Below are 18,358 nucleotides of genomic sequence, written 5' to 3'. Positions count from 1 at the left end.
GGATCCTGAAGGAGAACCAAAATGGCATCGAAACAGTCCGTGAAAAACCGACTCCCACCTCGCTCTTGGTGTGTCCATCGTGGCGTCGCGACAATGCCCATGCCGCCGGTTAGCTGGTGAGCCTGCTACGAGTCTGTGACGCCGACCACGGCGCAGCTTGGTTCGCTGTTTCTGGCACCATTGCTTGCTTCGGTCTTTGTACCGGCACGCGCTCGTCGCGGGACCTGCGGTCATGACCGGAGGGGGCTCTGATCTGCGTCATGACGCGACGCGCGGCCGCCCGGTGGCTGTCGCGACGACGATGGCTTCGACGAAACTTCGCTCTCCTTCGATTGTAGCAACCCTTATGTCGCGTGAGATTTCGATTCGCGCCTGATCGGTCCCCGCGCGCTCGGCGAGACCTGCTGCCAAGGCGCGAATGTGGGTTTCGGCGGCAGCCATTGCTTCGTCCTCGGTGTCATAGTCGTCCAGCCGCTCGCCTGAATTCAGACGGAATAGCCCGATCTCCGGCTGGCTGACGCGCGCTTCCGCCGACATCCGCACTTGCCCGACGACGGCACCCAGTGCGTTTGCGACGTCGGCGTGTTCGGCAATGGTGCAGTCATTGCCAATCAAATGCGGCAGACTCGCGTAGTGAAGCGATGCCGAAGCGCCGAGGCCGATCACCGGCCGGTCGAGTGCGATCGACAGGCGCGCCATGCCACCTTGCCGGCCAACCGCGCGCTGAACCAGCGGATTGGCAACCGAGACCCCGCCATCCAGCCCGTCCTCGGAAAAAACGGTTTCAAGAATGGCTTCGGCAGAACGCCGGGTCACCGCGGTGAGAACCATCCCGGAAAAAGCTTCCGCGCCTCTGGCGACGCGATGCCCCTGGCCGCAGCGTTTGCGTGCGAACAATTCGGCGCCCAATCGAGCCGCGACAGGATCCCAATTTCCTTGCCGGCCCAGAACGTGTGCCGCGTCGGATGGCGTGAAGCCCGCGATGTGCACCAGACCGCGCGCGACCAGGCGATTGAGCGTCGCGACCTGTGACGTCGATACGAGCAGCCGATCGAGTGCGGCGGGAATTGCCGAAATGTCGCCATAGAGCCGCGCCTCAGTAACCGTCAGGCCTGCGGCCAGACCTTCGGGCACACCTGTGCGCAATGCGAAACGACCGTCCAAACGGCTGGCGTTGGGACTGAGCAATTGCCGCTTGAGGCCTTGGTAGACGGCATCGCCGTGCTTCACCGCGGCGAGCGCCAGCGGCACGAGCCGACGGGGCCCAAGCACTATCGTCGAAGTCAGCGACCGCTCGTGAAGCGAGACTTCCGAATCCCCGCCGAGGCCAAAGGTGCGCATGGCGACGGCTTCAACCATGGTGCGCATTCCGCCGACGGTGGCACCTTCCGGATCGAGCCGAAGGCGGCCGCCGTCGAGAACGGCGATGTCGGTGGTGGTGCCGCCGATATCGGACACCACGGCGTTATCAACGCCAGTCATGTAGCGCGCCCCCACCAGGCTTGCCGCTGGTCCTGAGAGGATGGTCTCGATCGGCCGGGCGCGGGCGAATTCAGCGGTAATGAGCGCGCCATCGCCACGCACGACCATGAGCGGAGCGACGATCCCGCGTCTTGCCAGAAAGCCTTCGGTGGCGTTGACAAGGCGATCAATCATCGAGATCAGTCGCGCATTGAGAAGCGTCGTCAGCGCCCGACGCGGGCCGCCGAGTTTCGACGACAGTTCGTGCGAACAGGTCACTGGAAGCCCGGTACGCTCGCGGATGACGTCACGCACTGCGATCTCGTGTTCTGGATTGCGGACCGCAAAATAAGAAGCTACGGCGACGCCAGAAACCGTGTCGGCGAGAGACGGCAACGCAGCCACGAGAGCGTCCAGGACCAGCTGACGCGCATCGCCGTGGACGTCATGTCCGCCCGGGCAAAAGATCACGGGATCGGAGCCGAGGGCTTTTGACAATCCGTTCCGGGTAAGATCGGCTTCAGCAAAGCCGATCATCACCAGCACGACCCGTCCGCCCTGCCCTTCGACGAGGGCGTTGGTCGCGAGCGTGGTCGACATCGAGACGAGCTTGATCGCGCCAGGTTCGATGGCGGCTTCGGACAAAACAGCGTTGACCGCGCCAGCGATGCCCTCGGCAAGATCGTACCGCGTGGTCAGCGATTTGGCCTTGGCCACGATGCCTGTCGATTCCGACCACAGCACGGCATCAGTGTAGGTGCCGCCGGTGTCGATGCCCAGGTACAGAGGCGACGGCTGATGCGCATATGCGTTCATTTTGATCAGTCGCCCAGCCCGGGTTCCGGCGAGAAATATCTCGCGAGCTTGTTCGCTTCGCCGTCGAACGCGTTGGCGTCGGCGAGTGGATCACGCTTGATCGCAATATTAGGCCACGTAGAGGCGTACTCAGCGTTCGGCGCGAGCCAATCGTCGAGACCAGGCTCGGTATCGGGAAAAATGGCCTTCGCCGGGCATTCTGGCTCGCAGACGCCGCAGTCGATGCACTCATCGGGATGGATGACGAGCATGTTCTCGCCTTCGTAGAAACAGTCGACCGGACAGACTTCCACGCAGTCCATGTATTTGCATCTGATGCAATTGTCGGTGACCACGAACGTCATGCGGCGTGTCTCAGCCATGCCGGGCCAGGACGATAGGACAAGATCAGCTTCAGGCTTTCGACGAGGTGGGCCGCCTTCAGCCAACAGAGCCCCGCAGTCTCGCTGTCCAGCACTTCGCCGCAACTGTCGCCAAACAAGGTAAGCCACCGGTCGAGCAGATCGGTCTCCAACCTACCCATGTGCTTGCGGACCGCGGCGAAACTTGCCTTGGAGGGCCCGGTGGTCAGCATGGCCGAGGACCAGAAATCGCACGTCTTCGCCAGATGCGTTTCCCAATCGCCGACAGCGAAGCGCTCGAAACTCGGCCCGAGATCTGCGTCGGGGCGGATCTTGCCGCAGAAGGCGTAGACGCGCAGTCGAATCTGCTCTTCGGAAATCGGGAATGTCAGCGTCAAGGGCATAGTCTGATGCAGCGCTCATCCGGCCCTTCAGACCACGCCATAGGTCATATCGAGGGGAATGCGGTGATCGTCGATAGCTCGTACGCCAGCGGTGTTTTCAGCCAGAATGAGCAAGGCTTTCCGCTCCTGCTCGGATAAGTAAGCTCCCCATAAGGTGACCACGCCGTTGCTCACAGTTACACCCGGACTCCCGGTCGACGGCCATGATTCGAATCGCAAGGCATCAAGAATCTCCGACCTGATACTGCTGTCGTTGCGCCAGACCGGGGCTCGAGAACGTTTCCTGGCGGCGACAAAGGCCCGGACCAGATTGGCGCGACTGACGACCCCGATCACCTGCCCGTCGCGTAGCACCGGAACACGCTTGATCCGATTGTGTTCAAGCAGCGTGGCGATCTCCATAACCGGCGTGTTCTCGGCCACAGTCGCAACTTGTCTTGTCATGACATCGGTCACATGCGCGGAATGAGACTTGAGATAGCCTTCCGCAAGAGCGGCGTTGTTGCCGAAAAGCCGAAGCCACCAGGAACGATGTTGCGGGGCCGTACCGATCTCTGCCCGGCGGATCAGGTCTCCTTCACTGACGATGCCCAGCAACACACCTCGATCAGTCACCGGCACGGCACTAATTCCATGCGACAAAAGAATATCGGCGACCTCTTCCAGCGTACTGTCCGGCCCTACTGTGATAACCGGTGAGGTCATAACGTCCTTGGCGATCAGCATTTCGTTCTCCTTCACCTGTTTGCAGGCGCGGGACCCGCCGGCAAGGTTCTTCCAGAGCCTTGGCCGTCGTGTGACAAACCAGCATGGAGGCTGATCGCGCGATAGAACTCCCGTGCATGGAAAGCATAGGCTTCCAGATCGGCCGGATCGCCGGCGAACAGACCAATGTCCTCGGCTTTCCGGAAGAACCAGGGAGCCGGCAGACCAGGTTCGAGCGCCTTCACGGCAACAGCCGCAAGCAACGGCAGGCCGTCGTCCGCATCATCATCCATCAGTTGTTCAAGTGCGTCCCGGATCACGCCCGTTGCATCGGAAACAACCATGCTGTCGGCCAGCCTTGCATAGGTGATCGGCAGTCGGGTCTGTGCCTGCAGGAGCAGTTCTTCACGCAGCCGTGCTTTGAGAGCGTTGTAATCCGCGGGAGCCATCGGGGCGCAGTCATTCGCGTTGAGGCGGTCGGCGGATACCACACGGCGCTGAATGTCCCGACCGGAAAGTGGTCCGACGTCGTGTTCAAGCATGTCCATCTTAAGCCCGTGCCCTTCCCGCGATACCGCCAAGATTTCCACATCCTGGCGCTGAAACCTGCTGCCTGGCACCGGATCCTGTCAATTTCGCTGCGCGGAAGCTTCACTCATCCTTGCATGCAAAACAAACGAAATTTATTGCCGCTTTAGCTTAATTTTTTTGCACCACAAATTTGATCTGGCAGTTAACGCGGCCCTTTCCTTTTCGGGTTCGATATGCATTTTTTGCCGGATGAACCCGCCCGACCGAAACGTCTTGGCCGTCGGCAGCGCGATTTCGTCCAGGAAAGCAGTCCAGCAGGAGATTTTACATGATCACTGGTGCTCAATGCCGCGCCGCTCGCGCGCTGGTCGAATGGACCCGGGGAAAGCTCGCCGTCAATTCAGGCGTAGACACGTTGATTGTCGAGGAATTCGAACGCCGGATCAGCCTTCCCAGCCAGGATGTCTGTGACACGCTGCAAACCGCGCTTGAAAACGCCGGCGCCGTTTTCATCGCCGAGAATGGCGGCGGCATCGGCGTTCGCCTGAAACTCAACCGCTCGGAAGTCAAGCGGATCGGCGTCCTGGAGAATGAAGGCGGCATTGTTGGAATAGATGCCGTTCCATAGGCCCCACATCTTCTTCGGGGCTCGCGGTCGCGGTCCATCGCTGGACAATCCAGAAGCTGCATCGGCTAGACAACGCAAACAAGGGAGGTGGCCCTCATGACCGTTATCTGGGACGATCTCACCGAGGAGGAGCGAACGGCGCTCAAGCGCATGAACCGCGGGCCTTATCCATTTTTATCGAAAGCCTTGGCCGAACGTCTTGTCTTCCTCGGACTGGCGCAAGAAAGACCGAGCGGAACCGGGATAAACAGGACCGGACGAGAGCTCGTGATAAGAACGTTGCTTAGTGCTCGCTCTAACTAAGTCTGCATTGATTCCTGCCAGCTGCGACGAGGTGGCTGACTTGACTTCCCGGATTGCTTCACCATCTATGGCCTTATGAACGCCGCAGTCAAAATTCGTCACGATTTTCTTTTCCGGGTTTGCCCCATAGCGGGAATCTAGCCCCCGGCTCAGCCATACGCCCTGAGCCGAGGGGGCGGTGCGTTAGCCCAAATGGGATGGTCCCGCAGGACCGCAAGCCTCTGGGATCTCGGCGTTGTCAGCAGGATTTTTCACGGACCGACTCAGCTCCGACACCGTTGGTGGGCGGCTGGTGCCGGCAAGAGCATGAGTATTCAAATGCAACACAATACGAAAACCCGGCGCAAGCCGAACATCCGTATCTCAAAGTCGGACCATGCACGTTTATCGGCGCTTGCAAACACCGTTGCTGCACGAAATCCGGAAGCTATCGACGAACTGCTCGCGGAACTTGAGCGCGCGCGCGTCGTCGCCGATGGTTGGGTCTCCGCCGGCACTGTCCGTATGGGTTCTACCGTGACGTTCAAGCCTGATACCGGCGACGCAAAGACAGTTACGCTGGTTTTTCCTGGCGATGCGGATATCTCCGAGGGCAAGGTCTCAATCCTCACGCCGATTGGCACGGCTCTGATCGGCCTCTCGGCTGGACAGTCGATCATGTGGATCGCGCGCGATGGGCGCCGGCACGAACTGTCGGTACTTGCAGTGGACCAACCCGCTCCGGAAACCGGTACGGCTGATTGGCGCGCACCAGCGTCTTCGACGATTGCGGCGGACGTCTAGCCATGGGCGTTTCCATCCGTCTCCTCAATCACGCAGGCAGCCTGATCGCGGGTGTCTGACCCCTGCGCCGGTCTCTCGTGGTCCGGCACAGGGGGTCAGCTTTCCACACCCGATCATTTGCTTGACGCTGGCCCCCTTGCGCGGACCGGCTGGAGACGCACCATGCCCACTATCGACAGCTGCCAACTGACTACAAAGGACTACACAATTCTTGAAGTGATGCGGGATCGTCATCCTGCCCGAGGGGAAGCCTTCTTGACTATCCTTAAACGGAAGATTTCGAGCGCGGTTGTAGTGTTTCGGGATGATATTCCGGCAACCGTCGTGACCCTCAGCAGCCGCGTGGCTTATCGGGTAAACGACGGCCCTGCCGAAACGCGCATCGTCTCACATGACGAGATGCGCGGCCTGGTTGGCATGCTTTTGCCTATCACCAGTCCGCGCGGCCTGGCGCTGCTTGGTCTGGCCGAAGGTCAGTCCATATCCATTCCGACCGCAGACGGCGGCCTAGAAACGCTGACTGTTCATGAAGTGGTCTATCAGCCCGAAGACGCAACCCGCGAGAAATTGAAGCTGGCGGGGGGTGCCGCGCCGGGCTCGGGGAGACCGGTTCTGCGCGTCGTCCATCGTTCCGATGAACCGCAAGACAAAGCGGAGAACAAACGCTTGGCGGTTTCGGACGTCGGATTCGACGACCCAGGTCCGTCGGCCGCCTGAAGGCTCGACTATCCCGGAGGTTGCGAAGGCGGGTAGACAAGCGTTCCGTCAGCTCTTACCCGCGCCCCGTCGGTAAGTTTCGCTGGCTCGACCTTGTCATGACCCATCAGATGAAAAACGGACTCGCCGCGGCTGATCAGATAGTCCGCGACGATCCTTCTGTGACAGCGCCACCAGAGCGTTTCAGAGCACATGACGGCGCATCGCCGCTGCCTGCCGAAGTACACAAGCCGGTCCAAGCCGCCAAGAAACTCCACTGATAGCGCGTAGTCGGCGTAGTTGTGAAAACTCTGGTTGATCCAGAATGCGTTAAGCGCCGGTGGGATACCATGCGCCTTGCCGCGCAGGCCGCCAAGCTCAGCAATGCATTCATATCCAATCCCGTATGCTGCCAGCTTTTCCGCCAGCACCTCGCCGTTGAACTGCGGGTTGGCACGCGAGCGCCGGATGGTTCTTATGTCGACCACCAGGCTTATATCGGCGACCCGCAGCAGAGCTACGAATTCGGCAATCGACCGGGCCGAGTGACCGATGGTGTGGAATGGATAAGGCATGTTCAATTAATCCATGGCGACGGATCTATTTCCGGCGGCATGATCAGTGATTTGGAACAAAGAGCGCGGTCATTTCACCACCTGTTTCAGGCCGCGTAGCGCCTCCTGCACGTCGGCTCGCGCCGCGCTTGCTTCCGGATAGACTGCATAGGCCGGGTAGGTGAATTCCGGCGCACCCTTCACGGCCTCCAGCTGCCCCGCCTCGATATGGGGAGCCGCCGCCCCCCTGCGGAAATAGCCCATGCCACCGGCACGCAGGATATAGCTCAGCCCGAGCGGGCCAAGGCCGACCATCAATCCCGGCTCGCCGAAGACCGAGGAACTGGCACCATGCTGCGCGGCAAACAGCGGCCCCCAATCTACATAGACGTAGTCCCTGGAGGCACCCAGTTCCCCGTCTCTGTCCGTGGTCCGAACCAGGACGAGCTGCTCCTCGACAAGAAGCTCCACCCTGAAACCTGGCAGCAGCTTCGGCGCATAGAGCACCGCGATGTCCAGAACGCCGGTCCTGAGCTGATCGAGGAGCTGGTCCGGCACACCCACCTGGGCTTGGATAGCGATTTCCGGCTTGGCGTTCTTCATCCAGACCAGCCAGTCGAGCAGCAGGGGGTTCCACAGACTGAGCTCTCCGCCCAGGGCAACGACGCTTGTCCTTCCCGATGGGATGGCGAGCTGGTGGCGTGCCCGCTCCCAGATTTGCACGAATGACTGGGCGAACCGCTCGAACTCTCTGCCTGCCTGCGTCAGCTGCGCTCCATTGCGATTGCGGATAAAGAGCTGACGTCCGAGTTCGTCTTCCAGCGTGCGTATCCGCGCGCTCACTGTCGTCTGGGTCACGTGGAGTCGGTCTGCGGCTTTCAGAAAGCTGCCCGAATGAACGATCTCCAAAAAAGTGCGAGCGCGGTCAATGTCCATGCTGGTCCCGGATCAATGCAATAATGTTGCACTAATACAGCATTTAATTCCGTTTGCCTTCCTGTTTTACGCAGCGCAACCTCGTTCAGCAGAGATATCCGGCCGCGGCGGTCTATGGAACGGAGTGCGTAATGTCCGATCAGGAGGATGGTCCCCTGGAAACGCGAGAGTACGCCTCTCCGCCATGCTTCATGCACGAACTCGTCCCAGGATATGGCGCCGAAGCGATTGCGCAAGACGCATGGACCGGTGTCTGTCGATGGCGCAAGGCGGAGCGCAAGCGCCTGATCGACGAGCGTCTGGCCGTCGACGCCGAGGAACGCGCTGCGAGGTCTTTGCGCATCGCTTCGGCTCTCGACCTAGTTGTCGGCCGGGTGAGCGGTCGCATCGTCAGCGGCTACTGGCCTTTTCGAGGCGAACCGGACCTTCGCAACTGGGCGATACGGGTGATCGAGCGCGGCGGACGGGTCGCGTTGCCGGTCGTCATCAAAAAAGGCTGGCCGCTGGAGTTTCGCATCTGGGGACCGGGAGACCCTCTGGAACGCGGCATATGGAATATTCTTGTCCCCTCACACGGGCCATCGGTCCAACCGGATGTGGTCGTCGCGCCCGTTGTCGGTTTCGACCAGGCCAACTATCGCCTGGGTTATGGCGGCGGCTTCTTCGACCGGACCTTGGCCGCCGCGCCGAAGCGTCCTTTCGTCGTCGGCGTCGGTTACACCGGCAGCAGAATTCAAACCATCTATCCGCAGCCACACGACATTCCGATGGATGTGATCGTCACGGATGAATGACTGAGCGCAGGTGAAGAGCAGGAAGCACATCATGTCTAATCCGGCCACGACCTTGGATGATCACAAGCCCCGTTTTCTCGTCAGGTGGCTGTTTTCCACCAACCACAAGGATATCGGGACACTTTACCTGCTGTTCTCGATCATGGCGGGAGTCTTCGGCACGGCGCTTTCTGTTTTGATCCGCATGGAGTTGCAGGAACCAGGTTTGCAGATATTCGGCGATCCGAGCGTCTACAACGTCGTCGTCAGCGCCCATGGTCTGGTCATGATCTTTTTCGTCCTCATGCCGGCGCTGATCGGTGGCTTCGGCAACTGGATGGTGCCGATCATGATCGGTGCGCCCGACATGGCTTTCCCGCGCATGAACAACATCTCGTTCTGGCTGCTCGTGGCCGCGTTTAGCCTTTTCGTCACTTCGATGTTCGTGCCGGGAGCGCCCGGCACGCTCGGCCATGGTGGCGGCTGGACGCTTTATCCGCCGCTTTCGACCTCCGGCCAGCCTGGCCCTGCCGTCGATCTCGTCATCCTTTCGATCCACCTCGCAGGAGCGTCATCGATCCTCGGCGCGATCAACTTCATCACGACCATCTTCAACATGCGCGCGCCGGGAATGACGATGCACAAGATGCCTCTGTTCGCCTGGTCGATGCTGGTCACCGCCTTCATGCTGCTCATGTCGCTTCCGGTGCTTGCCGGCGCGATCACGATGCTGCTCACGGACCGCAATTTTGGCACGACCTTCTTTGTTCCGGATAGCGGCGGCGACCCGATACTCTACCAGCACCTGTTCTGGTTCTTCGGCCATCCCGAAGTCTACATCATGATTCTCCCTGGCTTCGGCATCATCAGCCACGTCATCTCGACCTTCGCCAAGAAACCGATCTTCGGTTACGTCGGCATGGCCTATGCGATGGTGGCAATCGGCGCGATCGGCTTTGTCGTCTGGGCACATCATATGTATACGACCGGCCTTTCAGTCGACACGCAGCGCTACTTCGCCTTCGCTTCGATGGTCATCGCCGTTCCGACCGGCGTGAAGGTGTTTTCATGGTTGGCGACCATGTGGGGGGGCTCGATAGAGTTCAAGACGCCGATGCTGTGGGCTCTCGGTTTCGTCCTGCTGTTCACCATTGGTGGCGTCACTGGCATAATGGTTGCGAACCCCGGTATCGACCGCGTGTATCACGACACTTACTTTGTCATCGCCCACTTCCACTATGTGTTGTCTTTGGGGGCGGTCTTCGCGATCTTCGCGGGCTTCTACTACTGGTTCCCGAAGATGACAGGCTACATGTACAGCGAAGTTTTGGGAAAGCTGCACTTCTGCCTGATGTTCGTCGGCGTTAATCTCGTCTTCTTCCCGCAGCATTTCCTCGGCATGGCCGGCATGCCCCGACGCTATGCCGACTACCCCGACGCTTTTGCCGGCTGGAATTTCGTGTCCTCGATCGGGTCCTACATTTCAACGGCCGGGCTTGTCGTCTTCTTCATCGCGGTGGCGGAAGCTTTCAGCCGCAGACGCCAGGCAGGAGCCAATCCATGGGGCGAAGGCGCGACCACGCTCGAGTGGCAACTTCCGTCGCCGCCGCCCTTCCATCAGTGGGAAAAGCTGCCGCGCATTCTCTGACTTCGCACCCTGTTCCAAATCGACACCTTCCGTCGCTTCGATACTTATCGGGAGAAGGTCATGAACGAGACAACAGATCCGAGCAACCACATCCTGATCGTGGCGATCATCGCGTTTTATTGGGCACTGCTGGGCAGTTGGAGCCAACTTCTGCCGCGCTCAGGTGAAGACAAGCCTAAGCGGGACGATGCGCTGACTGGCCAACGAACCGCGAGTACGGAACCCCGTTCCTCCGCGGACGCGCCCTCGGATTTGATCCGAAAGATCGACCCGGATTTCGACCTCGCCAAATTCCTGGCCGGCGCCAAGACCGCTTACGAAACTATCCTGAGAGCCTATGTGGACAGCGACTTCCAGACGTTGAAGCACCTCGTCGGGCCGGAAGTGCTTTATACCTTCGAGCAAGCGATTGCGGGACGCCGGGATTGCGGGGAGATGCTGCAACTCACATTCATCGGCACGAGCGAAGCAAAGGTGGTCGACGCTCTGGAAAAGGATGGTACCGCTGAAATTGTTGTTCGGTACGTTTCCGATTTGATCCAGGTTACACGGTTGGCAGATGATACGATCGTCGCCGGCGATCCCAAGCAGATCGTCGAGGTGACCGATACATGGACGTTCGCCTGCGAAACCCTGTCAACCAAGAGGAATTGGATGTTGATCGCCACGGAAGGCGAATAGCAAGCGCGTGTCATTCCGATGCCTGCCTGACCTCCTGGTCACCGTCGGTGGGGGTCGACCCCAGAGCGCTGGACTGCATGGGCAGATTTGTTCAATTTTGAGGATGCGCATTCGCTACTGGTGTTTCAACCAATTCGACATGACTCGGTTCAGTCGGTCATTTTCAAGCAGCGCAATGCGGCAACCCTCGAACGCCGGAAGGTCTGCCGCGCAGGTTCCAAAAACCTAATGACAAACGATCATTGAATGAGAAGTGCGCCGGTCGGCGTGATCACGAAGGTCCCACCCTAATCGAACATAATCCGAGCGGTACCCCTTTTGGCGATCAACATGCTTCGAGTTTCCTGGATCCGCTCAGCCTGTTGCTTGGTATAGGGGCCCATTGGCCGGGTTTTTTGATTGCCTCGACGGACCCGGCAGTACCAGTGGCCGCCGTCCGAGAAGATTTCAACCGAGGTCGGTATCGCATCGGACGCTTCCCTAGCCACCTCCTTGGCGAACTCGACGATCTTTGAATAATGCTGAGCGGGCGCAACCGTGCGCAAACCATTGGCATTGCCAAGTTCCTGTTGCGTTTTGGACATAGGTCGAACTCCTTTCGGTCATGCACCGCTCTGCCATGTTGGTTGTGCTCTCTCGGATCGGAGTGCCGGAGAGCGTTTGCTAGGTCGCTATTTGGCGCTCCATTTCCACCTCGGCTTCTAGGCTCTCGATGTCGCGGAAGATCGAAGCGACAGCTAGCGTGCGCCCTTCGCGTTTGAAGCGGATCAGGCAATCCTTGGCGGCAATGTCACCCTCGACTGCGATCTCGTCCCATCGCTCGGCATGGCCGACATAGTTGATGGGAACGTCGTAGTGCTGGCTCCAGAAGAACGGCACGGCAGCGAATTTCTCGCGATGGCCGAGCATGTTGAGTGCCGCAGTTCGCCCCTGTCTCTCTGCAACGACCCAATGCTCGACCCGAATGTTTTCACCAGTGTGGGGATCGGGCCACCGTGCAATGTCGCCGGCCGCAAATATGCCGGGCGTGCTCGTCTCCAGAAAGGCGTCCACCACGACACCGCGATCAAGGCTTAGCCCAGCCGTCTCGGCAAGCCCGGTCCGCGGCCGCACGCCGATGCCGGCCACAAGGAAGTCCGCCGCCAACGTGCCGCCACTTCTGAGCTTCACCCTGCTGCCGTTGATGCGGCTCGCTACGTCCTCAAGGTGGAAAACAACGCCGTTCTCCTCATGGAGGGCCCGGATGAAGTCGCCCATCTGTGAACCCAGGACACGCTCCATAGGCTTTTTATCTGGTGCCACGACGTGAACGTCGATGCCGCGCGCGCGCAGGGCCGCGGCAACTTCCAAGCCAATGAAACTGGCGCCAAGCACAATGGCGCGCTGCGCAGTCGTGGCTCGCTCGATGATCGCCTTGCAGTCTGCGAACGAGCGGAGGGTGTGAACGTGTGGGTGGTCGGCGCCGGGGATAGTAAGACAAACTGGTTCTGCCCCCGTGGCGAGCAGCAGCCTATCGTATGGGATCCTGCCTTCACCCGCGAGGACGACCTCCCGGGAATGCAGGTCGATATCAACGGCCTTCGTATCGAGACGCAGGCCGATGTTGTTTTTTGAATAGAACTTCTCCCCCCGGAGCGGCATCCAATCCTCCGGTGCCTTTCCGGCGAGGTAGTCCTTGGAGAGGTTGGGTCGGTCGACAGGCGGCGCTTGGTCATCGCTGATCATGACGATGCTGCCCAGATACTGCTCGCGCCGCAGTGTTTCGGCCGCGGCGAAACCAGCCGCCCCGCCGCCGACAATGACGATTTTCCCAGGAATCTGGCCAGAGCTTCCGTCGCGCGGCTTTGGTGCTGTCCGCTTGCGCTTCTCGCCCACGAATATCCGGCCGTCGCGCTGTTCCACCGACCAGCAAGCGAGTGGATTGAAGGCAGGGGCGTGCAAGGCCTCGCCTGTGCGCAAATCGAAGCATGCGTGATGCCAGGGACACCGGACAGTATCCTCCACCAGAAGACCTTCGACGAGCGGCCCGCTGTAATGTGTGCATGTCGCCGCGGTGGCGAAGACCTCTGTCCCTCGGCGCACCAACAGCACCTGTTCGTCGCCGCAATGGCCGACAAGCTTTCCGCCATCGGGAAGGTCTGACAACGCGATGCCCTGGACCAGATTCGGTCCCACTAGTACGGTATGGCCTTCAGCCATTTTCTTCTCCTGGCGATCCTGTTACAAAATCGCTCGTCCGGCGAGGCGGCAATCCCACAGCTTCGGGATATTTTCTGCCTGGCTAGTGCGCCTTCAGATTCTCAGCGCCGCTTGCAGCAAACATTCCGACCACGTCACGCGTTGGGCTGAGTTTCCTGCCATCTCCGGTATCCTGCAAACGAATTTAATCGGTGATTGAGTGCAATTTTTATGATGGCTTCCTTAGCGATTCCACTGCGGTGATTATAGGATCGCCTGCCCCGCCTTGCCCCAATCGGCGAGGAACGACTCGAGACCCCTGTCGGTGAGCGGGTGCTTGGCGAGGTTTCTGAGCACCGCCGGTGGCACCGTCGCGATATCGGCGCCTGCCATCGCCGCGTGCTTGACATGGAGTGGGGTGCGAATTGAGGAGGCGAGGATTTGCGTCGTGAAGGATTTGTCATTGTCGTAAATCGCCCGGATTTCGCGGATCACTTCCATGCCGTCCAGACCGAGATCGTCGAGCCTGCCGACAAACGGCGAAATGAAGGTCGCGCCTGCCTTGGCTGCGAGCAACGCCTGGTTGGCTGAAAAGCACAGCGTCACGTTGACCTTGTACCCGAGCTGACTGAGCGCCCTGCAAGCCCTGAACCCATCCCAGGACGACGGCACCTTGATCGCCACATTGGCGGCAATGCTGGCCAAACGCTCCCCCTCGGCGATCATGCCGTCGAAGTCGGGCGCGGTGACTTCCGCTGAAACCGGGCCTTCGATCGTCCCGCAAATCTCCTTGATCACATCGCTGATCGGCCGACCGGTCTTTGAGATGAGCGATGGGTTCGTGGTCACCCCGTCGACAAATCCAGCCGCAGCAAGCTCGCGAATTTCAGACACGTCGGCGGTATCAACAAAGAATTTCATGGTGTTTCTCCTCGACGTGAGCGTGTCCATCGATGCTTTGATGAGGCTTCTCCAGTTTGGTTCCATAAGGTGATTTCGGTCTCGCTGTCGTGATCGCACGCCCAATGCTTTTGAAGGTCAATGGCAGCGCCGCGCGGCGTCTCTATCGATGTCCCAGCAAAATCTCTCTCAGGACGACGGCATCATTGTGGGCCTCGTCGTGAGCCGAGTAGACGAGCGTGACGGCGCCCTGCCGTATCAGGTCGCGCAGCCGGTCGACCTCGTCGCGGTGCGCGTGGATTTCCGCCGCATATCGCCGACGGAACTCCTCCCAGCGGGCTGGATCGTGTCCGAACCATTTCCGAAGCTCGGTGCTTGGCGCGAGTTCTTTCATCCAATAGTCGATGGCGGCCTCGGTCTTCTTGACCCCGCGCGGCCAAAGCCGGTCAACCAGCAACCGCGTGCCATCGTCGGCAACAGGGCTCTCATATGCCCGCTTCAATTTCACTCTCTCGTTGAAGACTTTTCCGCTCATCCGTCCGTCTCCGCGTCGTTGACGGCATCGAGAAGCCCGGAGAACTCCTTTCGAAGGATTATCTCGTCGGCTTGATCGGATACGATGACGAAGATGTCGCCGCGATATCGCGCGATCCAGTGATGACCGGTTCCATGGCTGCGCAGGTAATCACCAATCTGATGAACCGTGGAATACCCCAGACCCTGATGCAGGAGGAACTTCATAAGGTAGCGCTTCGCAAGCCGGAACAGATCGTCCCCTGTTTCAGGGGGCGGCCTTCTGTCCTTGAGCGTTGAACTGTTTGAGATAGGTGATCACATCGGCGATCTCCTGGTCCTTGCTGAGGCCGGCGAATGTCATCTTTGTGCCTGGCACCAGCTTGCGCGGCGCGCGCAGGTAAGTCGTCAGCGTCGGTTCATCCCAGGTCAGCCCTGAATCCTTGTTCGCCGCGGAATAAATGTAATCGGGGTAGGTGCCTGCCGCACGGCCAACGACGCCATTTAATACAGGCCCTACTCCGTTCTTTGCATCAGGGCCGACCTGGTGGCAGGCCATGCACCTCTTGAAGACGACGGCGCCGGCCTCAGCATTGCCAGGAGATGCGTCCTGCGCATGGGCCGAACCGACTGCGGTGAGAACCGCGGTCGCCAATCCAAGCATGATCGATTTCATGTGTGCTGCTTTCAATGAGTTAATGGTTGGTTCCGGTCGAGCCGGCTCCCGGCAATATGAGGTTCGAAACACACCCAGCCTGCCGGACCCGAACCGCGGATCCGGCAGGCGTTGCCTCAGGAGGGAACCAATCGGCCTGGGCTCTTCAGATACTGGTTCTTGATCGCGTCCACTGCCCAGTAGGCAAGAGCACCTACCGGCCCGGTCGGATTCTTCCCTGCGTTTTGCGGAAACACGCAAGCGCCGGTGACGAATACGTTCGGGACATCCCAGACCTGAAGATACTTGTTCAGAACGCTGGTGCTCGGGTCTGCTCCGAAGACTGCCCCGCCTGTGTTGTGCGTGCTCTGATAAGGCACGATGGAATAGGGCACAGGCGGGATGCTCCGATCGACCTTGGTCGCACCCATTTCCTTGGCGATCTCCACGCAGATGTCGGCCTGACCGTTCATCTGCTTTACCTCGTTGTCCTGGAAGTCGAACGTCATCCTCATCAGCGGACGTCCAAAGACGTCAGTGTAGGTCGGATCAAGGCTCAAGTAGTTCTGTCGGTAGGCCATGACGGCCCCTTGATTGCCAACGCTCGCCGCGCGGTCATAATTGTCGACCACTGCCTGCTTCCAGTCGGAGCCCCAGCGCGGCGTGCCGTGCGGAGTTGGATGCGACTGGATAGGCCGGGCGCCCGAGTTGCTGCAGCTGATGCCGCCGCCGCCGATATAGCCTGCCTTCACGAAATCGTAGTTGTCGCCGTTGAAATCATCCATGCAGGTGCCGAGCGCACCGGCGCCCATGTAGCGGTTCAGGATGGTCTTCTTGTCGAAGAAGGCGGTGGCCCCGCCACCGCACTGATAGGCATAGTTGCGGCCGACCACGCCCTTCCCCGTTGCCGGATCGTAGGGCACGCCGATGCCGGACTGCAGCAACAGATTGACGTTGCCGAGCGCATAGGCCGACAGGATGATGAGGTCGGCAGGCTGTTCGAATTCACGCCCGCGTGCGTCGAGATAGGTGACGCTGACCGCCCGCTTGCGGGTCGAGTCGAGATTGACCTTCAGTACGATCGAGTTGGTGCGCAGCTCGAAATTCGGGTTCTTCAGCGCCAGCGGGATAACGGTGAAATGCGGGCTGGCCTTGGCATTCGCTTCGCAACCGAACCGCTCGCAGAATCCACAGTAGTGGCACTGGCCGAAGGCCACGCGTCGGGATTGACGTAATCCCGCGACGCGTTTGACGACGGATTTGGAAAAGGGTGGTAGCCCAGATTGCGGGCCGCCTTCTCGAACATCATCATGCTCTGCGCGGCAATCATCGGCGGATTAGGGTACTCTTCCTTTCGCGCTCCCTCGAAGATGTTGCCACCATCGATCTTCCGACCGTTGATATTGCCGGCCTTGCCGGAGGTGCCGCAGGTTTTTTCGAACTTGTCATAATAGGGTTCGAGATCGTCGTAGGTGATCGGCCAGTCCTGCAGGTGCATGTCCGAAGGGATGATCTTCTCGCCGTACTTGTCGGCGGTCCTGGTGCGCGCCTGATGATCCCATTCGAGCCAGCGCCATGTGACGCCGTTCCAGTGCACGCCGGCGCCGCCGACGCCCTGGCCGGGCAGGAAGGAGCCGAGTTGACGCATAGGCAGCGCCGTTTGCGATTCACCATTGCGGAATGTGATGGTCTCCCGTCGCACGTTCTGCATGAGATCGTAGCGAGCCGCGTAACGCAATTCGTCATGGATTTCTGGGTCGATGAAGTCCGGATTGGTGTCACGTGGGCCTCCCCGCTCAAGGGCGACGATCTTCAGCTTGGTGGATGCAAGCTCCTTGGCAATGATGCCGCCTGTCCACCCAAGACCGACAATCAGGACATCTACCGGGTTCAGTTTGGTGGTCATGTCAAAATCTCCTTCTTCCGCCGATCAAATGAGGTCCTGGATGCCCTTCGGTTCAGCCTTGTAAGGCTTGTTCCGGAAGGGCTCGATCTTGTCCGCGTACATGGCATCCGCGCCGGGAAAGCCGATCATCTTCCAGGCAGCCGCGTCCTTGTTTCCGCCATACATCGGGTCCGCGAAATAACCCTCGATCGTGAGCTGGAGCAAAAGCCCGAAGAAGGTTGCCGTCGGGACTGTCGGAAGCTCGATCTTGTTGCTCTCAAGGTCAGCCATGACCTCGGCACGATCTTTTGCCGACAAGCCCTCGAAGGTGCTCTTGTGGCTTTTCTGCACGTAGGCCCTGACATCCGCGATGCCGGCTCGGATCACTTCCGATGGCGTCATCGGCAATTGATAGCCCTGCTCGGGCGTACCCTCGCCAAACGGTCCTTCCAGATACTGACGGTCGCCCTTGCCGTATCCGCCGGCCATCTGCCGGTCGACGTAGGTCGCAACGCCGAGTTCCTTGGCACCAGGGCCTGTTGAATCGCTTGGAATGAGCGTATCGACCGCTGCCTCGATGAAGGCGGATTCGTCGACGTTGAAGAATTCATAGCCGGACCCTCGAGTATGAGGTTCGGCGACAGTCACGTGATGATGTTTCGTACTGGCGGTAGCGCGATGTTTTCGTCCGCCGATGCGGATCCGCCAAGCGGCAGTGTACCCGCTGCTGCCCCTGCTGCGCCGAACAGCTTCAGGAAGTCGCGACGCCCCACACCGCCATGGCTCTTTTCTCTCGTCGACATGATCTCTCCTTGTGACGCCGCAGGCAATACGATGGGTAGCGATGGAGAGAGCTTGCGCTCGCTCCAACCGCGCTGTGCAGCAACCAGCGCTAAGCTTGGTGGATTACCGGAGCCTAATGTTCGCACTTACTATGTGGCAAACGAAATTCATTGACATTTGAGCG

Annotated in this window: 22 protein-coding genes and 1 pseudogene; 7 read left to right on the top strand and 16 right to left on the bottom strand. The window is 59.8% G+C overall.

The window, feature by feature from the left end; all coding sequences use genetic code 11:
- Positions 1–258 precede the first annotated feature (258 nt).
- From FJ970_RS32920 to FJ970_RS32900, 5 genes are read right to left on the bottom strand one after another with little or no spacing between them, the layout of a single operon-like run.
- Positions 259–2,277, bottom strand: a complete 2,019-nt coding sequence (locus tag FJ970_RS32920; RefSeq protein ID WP_140764169.1) for a hydantoinase/oxoprolinase N-terminal domain-containing protein — start codon at positions 2,275–2,277, stop codon at positions 259–261.
- Between the two features lie 5 nt (positions 2,278–2,282).
- Positions 2,283–2,621 carry a ferredoxin FdxA gene (gene fdxA / locus FJ970_RS32915; protein ID WP_140764167.1) on the bottom strand — a complete coding sequence of 113 codons (339 nt, stop codon included), beginning with the start codon at positions 2,619–2,621 and terminating at the stop codon, positions 2,283–2,285.
- The gene (locus FJ970_RS32910) at positions 2,618–3,016 is read right to left on the bottom strand and encodes a group III truncated hemoglobin (RefSeq protein ID WP_140764164.1); all 399 of its coding nucleotides are present in this window, start codon (positions 3,014–3,016) and stop codon (positions 2,618–2,620) included. Before FJ970_RS32910 ends, fdxA begins: the two co-directional genes overlap by 4 nt.
- 33 nt (positions 3,017–3,049) lie before the next feature.
- Positions 3,050–3,748 (bottom strand): CBS domain-containing protein, encoded by a 699-nt coding sequence (locus tag FJ970_RS32905; RefSeq protein WP_227792270.1) that lies wholly within the window; start codon positions 3,746–3,748, stop codon positions 3,050–3,052.
- Positions 3,749–3,759: 11 nt separating this feature from the next.
- A complete protein-coding gene (locus tag FJ970_RS32900; RefSeq protein WP_227792268.1) occupies positions 3,760–4,269 on the bottom strand; it encodes a hypothetical protein in 510 nt (169 codons plus the stop codon).
- 317 nt (positions 4,270–4,586) lie between these two features.
- Here FJ970_RS32900 and FJ970_RS32895 point away from each other — a divergent pair, with 317 nt between their 5' ends.
- The 4 genes from FJ970_RS32895 to FJ970_RS32880 all read left to right on the top strand — a co-directional run bounded on the left by FJ970_RS32895 (position 4,587) and on the right by FJ970_RS32880 (position 6,689).
- The gene (locus FJ970_RS32895) at positions 4,587–4,886 is read left to right on the top strand and encodes an XRE family transcriptional regulator (RefSeq protein ID WP_140764158.1); all 300 of its coding nucleotides are present in this window, start codon (positions 4,587–4,589) and stop codon (positions 4,884–4,886) included.
- A gap of 96 nt (positions 4,887–4,982) precedes the next feature.
- On the top strand, positions 4,983–5,189 hold the full coding sequence (locus tag FJ970_RS32890; protein WP_227792266.1) for a hypothetical protein: 207 nt from the start codon (positions 4,983–4,985) through the stop codon (positions 5,187–5,189).
- Positions 5,190–5,507: 318 nt separating this feature from the next.
- Positions 5,508–5,972: a nucleoside diphosphate kinase regulator gene (gene rnk, locus FJ970_RS32885; protein WP_140764155.1), complete on the top strand. Its 465-nt coding sequence runs from the start codon at positions 5,508–5,510 to the stop codon at positions 5,970–5,972.
- Between the two features lie 162 nt (positions 5,973–6,134).
- Complete coding sequence (locus FJ970_RS32880; protein ID WP_140764152.1) at positions 6,135–6,689, top strand: GreA/GreB family elongation factor; 555 nt, start codon at positions 6,135–6,137, stop codon at positions 6,687–6,689.
- Positions 6,690–6,697: 8 nt separating this feature from the next.
- Here FJ970_RS32880 and FJ970_RS32875 read toward each other — a convergent pair whose 3' ends face one another.
- Positions 6,698–7,243, bottom strand: a complete 546-nt coding sequence (locus FJ970_RS32875; RefSeq protein ID WP_140764149.1) for a DUF488 family protein — start codon at positions 7,241–7,243, stop codon at positions 6,698–6,700.
- A 69-nt stretch (positions 7,244–7,312) separates the two neighbouring features.
- Positions 7,313–8,158, bottom strand: coding sequence for a LysR family transcriptional regulator (locus FJ970_RS32870; RefSeq protein ID WP_140764146.1), 846 nt, complete (start codon positions 8,156–8,158; stop codon positions 7,313–7,315).
- Between the two features lie 131 nt (positions 8,159–8,289).
- Here FJ970_RS32870 and FJ970_RS32865 point away from each other — a divergent pair, with 131 nt between their 5' ends.
- Genes FJ970_RS32865 through FJ970_RS32855 form a run of 3 tightly spaced genes read left to right on the top strand, consistent with a single transcriptional unit; the run spans position 8,290 to position 11,260 of the window.
- Entirely contained in the window at positions 8,290–8,952 is a 663-nt protein-coding gene (locus tag FJ970_RS32865; protein WP_140764143.1) for a 5-formyltetrahydrofolate cyclo-ligase, read from the top strand.
- A gap of 31 nt (positions 8,953–8,983) precedes the next feature.
- Entirely contained in the window at positions 8,984–10,579 is a 1,596-nt protein-coding gene (gene ctaD / locus FJ970_RS32860; RefSeq protein ID WP_140764141.1) for a cytochrome c oxidase subunit I, read from the top strand.
- Between the two features lie 60 nt (positions 10,580–10,639).
- A complete protein-coding gene (locus FJ970_RS32855) occupies positions 10,640–11,260 on the top strand; it encodes a Tim44/TimA family putative adaptor protein (protein ID WP_140764138.1) in 621 nt (206 codons plus the stop codon).
- A gap of 287 nt (positions 11,261–11,547) precedes the next feature.
- On the opposite strand, the gene FJ970_RS32850 is transcribed toward FJ970_RS32855, so the two are convergent.
- The 9 genes and pseudogenes from FJ970_RS32850 to FJ970_RS32810 all read right to left on the bottom strand — a co-directional run bounded on the left by FJ970_RS32850 (position 11,548) and on the right by FJ970_RS32810 (position 18,194).
- Positions 11,548–11,844 (bottom strand): hypothetical protein, encoded by a 297-nt coding sequence (locus FJ970_RS32850; RefSeq protein ID WP_140764135.1) that lies wholly within the window; start codon positions 11,842–11,844, stop codon positions 11,548–11,550.
- A 79-nt stretch (positions 11,845–11,923) separates the two neighbouring features.
- A complete protein-coding gene (locus FJ970_RS32845) occupies positions 11,924–13,459 on the bottom strand; it encodes an FAD-dependent oxidoreductase (RefSeq protein WP_140764132.1) in 1,536 nt (511 codons plus the stop codon).
- Positions 13,460–13,702: 243 nt separating this feature from the next.
- Positions 13,703–14,359, bottom strand: a complete 657-nt coding sequence (gene fsa, locus FJ970_RS32840; protein WP_140764184.1) for a fructose-6-phosphate aldolase — start codon at positions 14,357–14,359, stop codon at positions 13,703–13,705.
- Positions 14,360–14,501: 142 nt separating this feature from the next.
- Positions 14,502–14,873 (bottom strand): DUF488 domain-containing protein, encoded by a 372-nt coding sequence (locus FJ970_RS32835; RefSeq protein WP_140764130.1) that lies wholly within the window; start codon positions 14,871–14,873, stop codon positions 14,502–14,504.
- Positions 14,870–15,079, bottom strand: a complete 210-nt coding sequence (locus tag FJ970_RS32830; RefSeq protein WP_140764128.1) for a hypothetical protein — start codon at positions 15,077–15,079, stop codon at positions 14,870–14,872. Before FJ970_RS32830 ends, FJ970_RS32835 begins: the two co-directional genes overlap by 4 nt.
- A gap of 40 nt (positions 15,080–15,119) precedes the next feature.
- Positions 15,120–15,527, bottom strand: coding sequence for a c-type cytochrome (locus FJ970_RS32825; protein ID WP_140764125.1), 408 nt, complete (start codon positions 15,525–15,527; stop codon positions 15,120–15,122).
- A 116-nt stretch (positions 15,528–15,643) separates the two neighbouring features.
- Positions 15,644–17,412 (bottom strand): annotated as a pseudogene (locus FJ970_RS32820) (GMC family oxidoreductase).
- Between the two features lie 24 nt (positions 17,413–17,436).
- Positions 17,437–18,039, bottom strand: a complete 603-nt coding sequence (locus tag FJ970_RS32815) for a gluconate 2-dehydrogenase subunit 3 family protein (RefSeq protein WP_181178791.1) — start codon at positions 18,037–18,039, stop codon at positions 17,437–17,439.
- Entirely contained in the window at positions 18,036–18,194 is a 159-nt protein-coding gene (locus tag FJ970_RS32810) for a twin-arginine translocation signal domain-containing protein (RefSeq protein ID WP_181178790.1), read from the bottom strand. Before FJ970_RS32810 ends, FJ970_RS32815 begins: the two co-directional genes overlap by 4 nt.
- Positions 18,195–18,358 lie beyond the last annotated feature (164 nt).

It is taken from the genome of Mesorhizobium sp. B2-1-8, from assembly GCF_006442545.2.
GTDB lineage: Bacteria > Pseudomonadota > Alphaproteobacteria > Rhizobiales > Rhizobiaceae > Mesorhizobium.
This window is presented reverse-complemented; position numbering and strand designations above follow the sequence as displayed.

Bases quoted from the DNA above. Each gene is read 5' to 3' on its own strand.
- FJ970_RS32920 (WP_140764169.1), bottom strand. From the start codon at position 2,277: ATGAACGCATATGCGCATCAGCCGTCGCCTCTGTACCTGGGCATCGAC.
- fdxA (WP_140764167.1), bottom strand. From the start codon at position 2,621: ATGACGTTCGTGGTCACCGACAATTGCATCAGATGCAAATACATGGAC.
- FJ970_RS32905 (WP_227792270.1), bottom strand. From the start codon at position 3,748: ATGCTGATCGCCAAGGACGTTATGACCTCACCGGTTATCACAGTAGGG.
- FJ970_RS32900 (WP_227792268.1), bottom strand. From the start codon at position 4,269: ATGCTTGAACACGACGTCGGACCACTTTCCGGTCGGGACATTCAGCGC.
- FJ970_RS32895 (WP_140764158.1), top strand. From the start codon at position 4,587: ATGATCACTGGTGCTCAATGCCGCGCCGCTCGCGCGCTGGTCGAATGG.
- FJ970_RS32890 (WP_227792266.1), top strand. From the start codon at position 4,983: ATGACCGTTATCTGGGACGATCTCACCGAGGAGGAGCGAACGGCGCTC.
- rnk (WP_140764155.1), top strand. From the start codon at position 5,508: ATGCAACACAATACGAAAACCCGGCGCAAGCCGAACATCCGTATCTCA.
- FJ970_RS32880 (WP_140764152.1), top strand. From the start codon at position 6,135: ATGCCCACTATCGACAGCTGCCAACTGACTACAAAGGACTACACAATT.
- FJ970_RS32875 (WP_140764149.1), bottom strand. From the start codon at position 7,243: ATGCCTTATCCATTCCACACCATCGGTCACTCGGCCCGGTCGATTGCC.
- FJ970_RS32870 (WP_140764146.1), bottom strand. From the start codon at position 8,158: ATGGACATTGACCGCGCTCGCACTTTTTTGGAGATCGTTCATTCGGGC.
- FJ970_RS32865 (WP_140764143.1), top strand. From the start codon at position 8,290: ATGTCCGATCAGGAGGATGGTCCCCTGGAAACGCGAGAGTACGCCTCT.
- ctaD (WP_140764141.1), top strand. From the start codon at position 8,984: ATGTCTAATCCGGCCACGACCTTGGATGATCACAAGCCCCGTTTTCTC.
- FJ970_RS32855 (WP_140764138.1), top strand. From the start codon at position 10,640: ATGAACGAGACAACAGATCCGAGCAACCACATCCTGATCGTGGCGATC.
- FJ970_RS32850 (WP_140764135.1), bottom strand. From the start codon at position 11,844: ATGTCCAAAACGCAACAGGAACTTGGCAATGCCAATGGTTTGCGCACG.
- FJ970_RS32845 (WP_140764132.1), bottom strand. From the start codon at position 13,459: ATGGCTGAAGGCCATACCGTACTAGTGGGACCGAATCTGGTCCAGGGC.
- fsa (WP_140764184.1), bottom strand. From the start codon at position 14,359: ATGAAATTCTTTGTTGATACCGCCGACGTGTCTGAAATTCGCGAGCTT.
- FJ970_RS32835 (WP_140764130.1), bottom strand. From the start codon at position 14,873: ATGAGCGGAAAAGTCTTCAACGAGAGAGTGAAATTGAAGCGGGCATAT.
- FJ970_RS32830 (WP_140764128.1), bottom strand. From the start codon at position 15,079: ATGAAGTTCCTCCTGCATCAGGGTCTGGGGTATTCCACGGTTCATCAG.
- FJ970_RS32825 (WP_140764125.1), bottom strand. From the start codon at position 15,527: ATGAAATCGATCATGCTTGGATTGGCGACCGCGGTTCTCACCGCAGTC.
- FJ970_RS32810 (WP_181178790.1), bottom strand. From the start codon at position 18,194: ATGTCGACGAGAGAAAAGAGCCATGGCGGTGTGGGGCGTCGCGACTTC.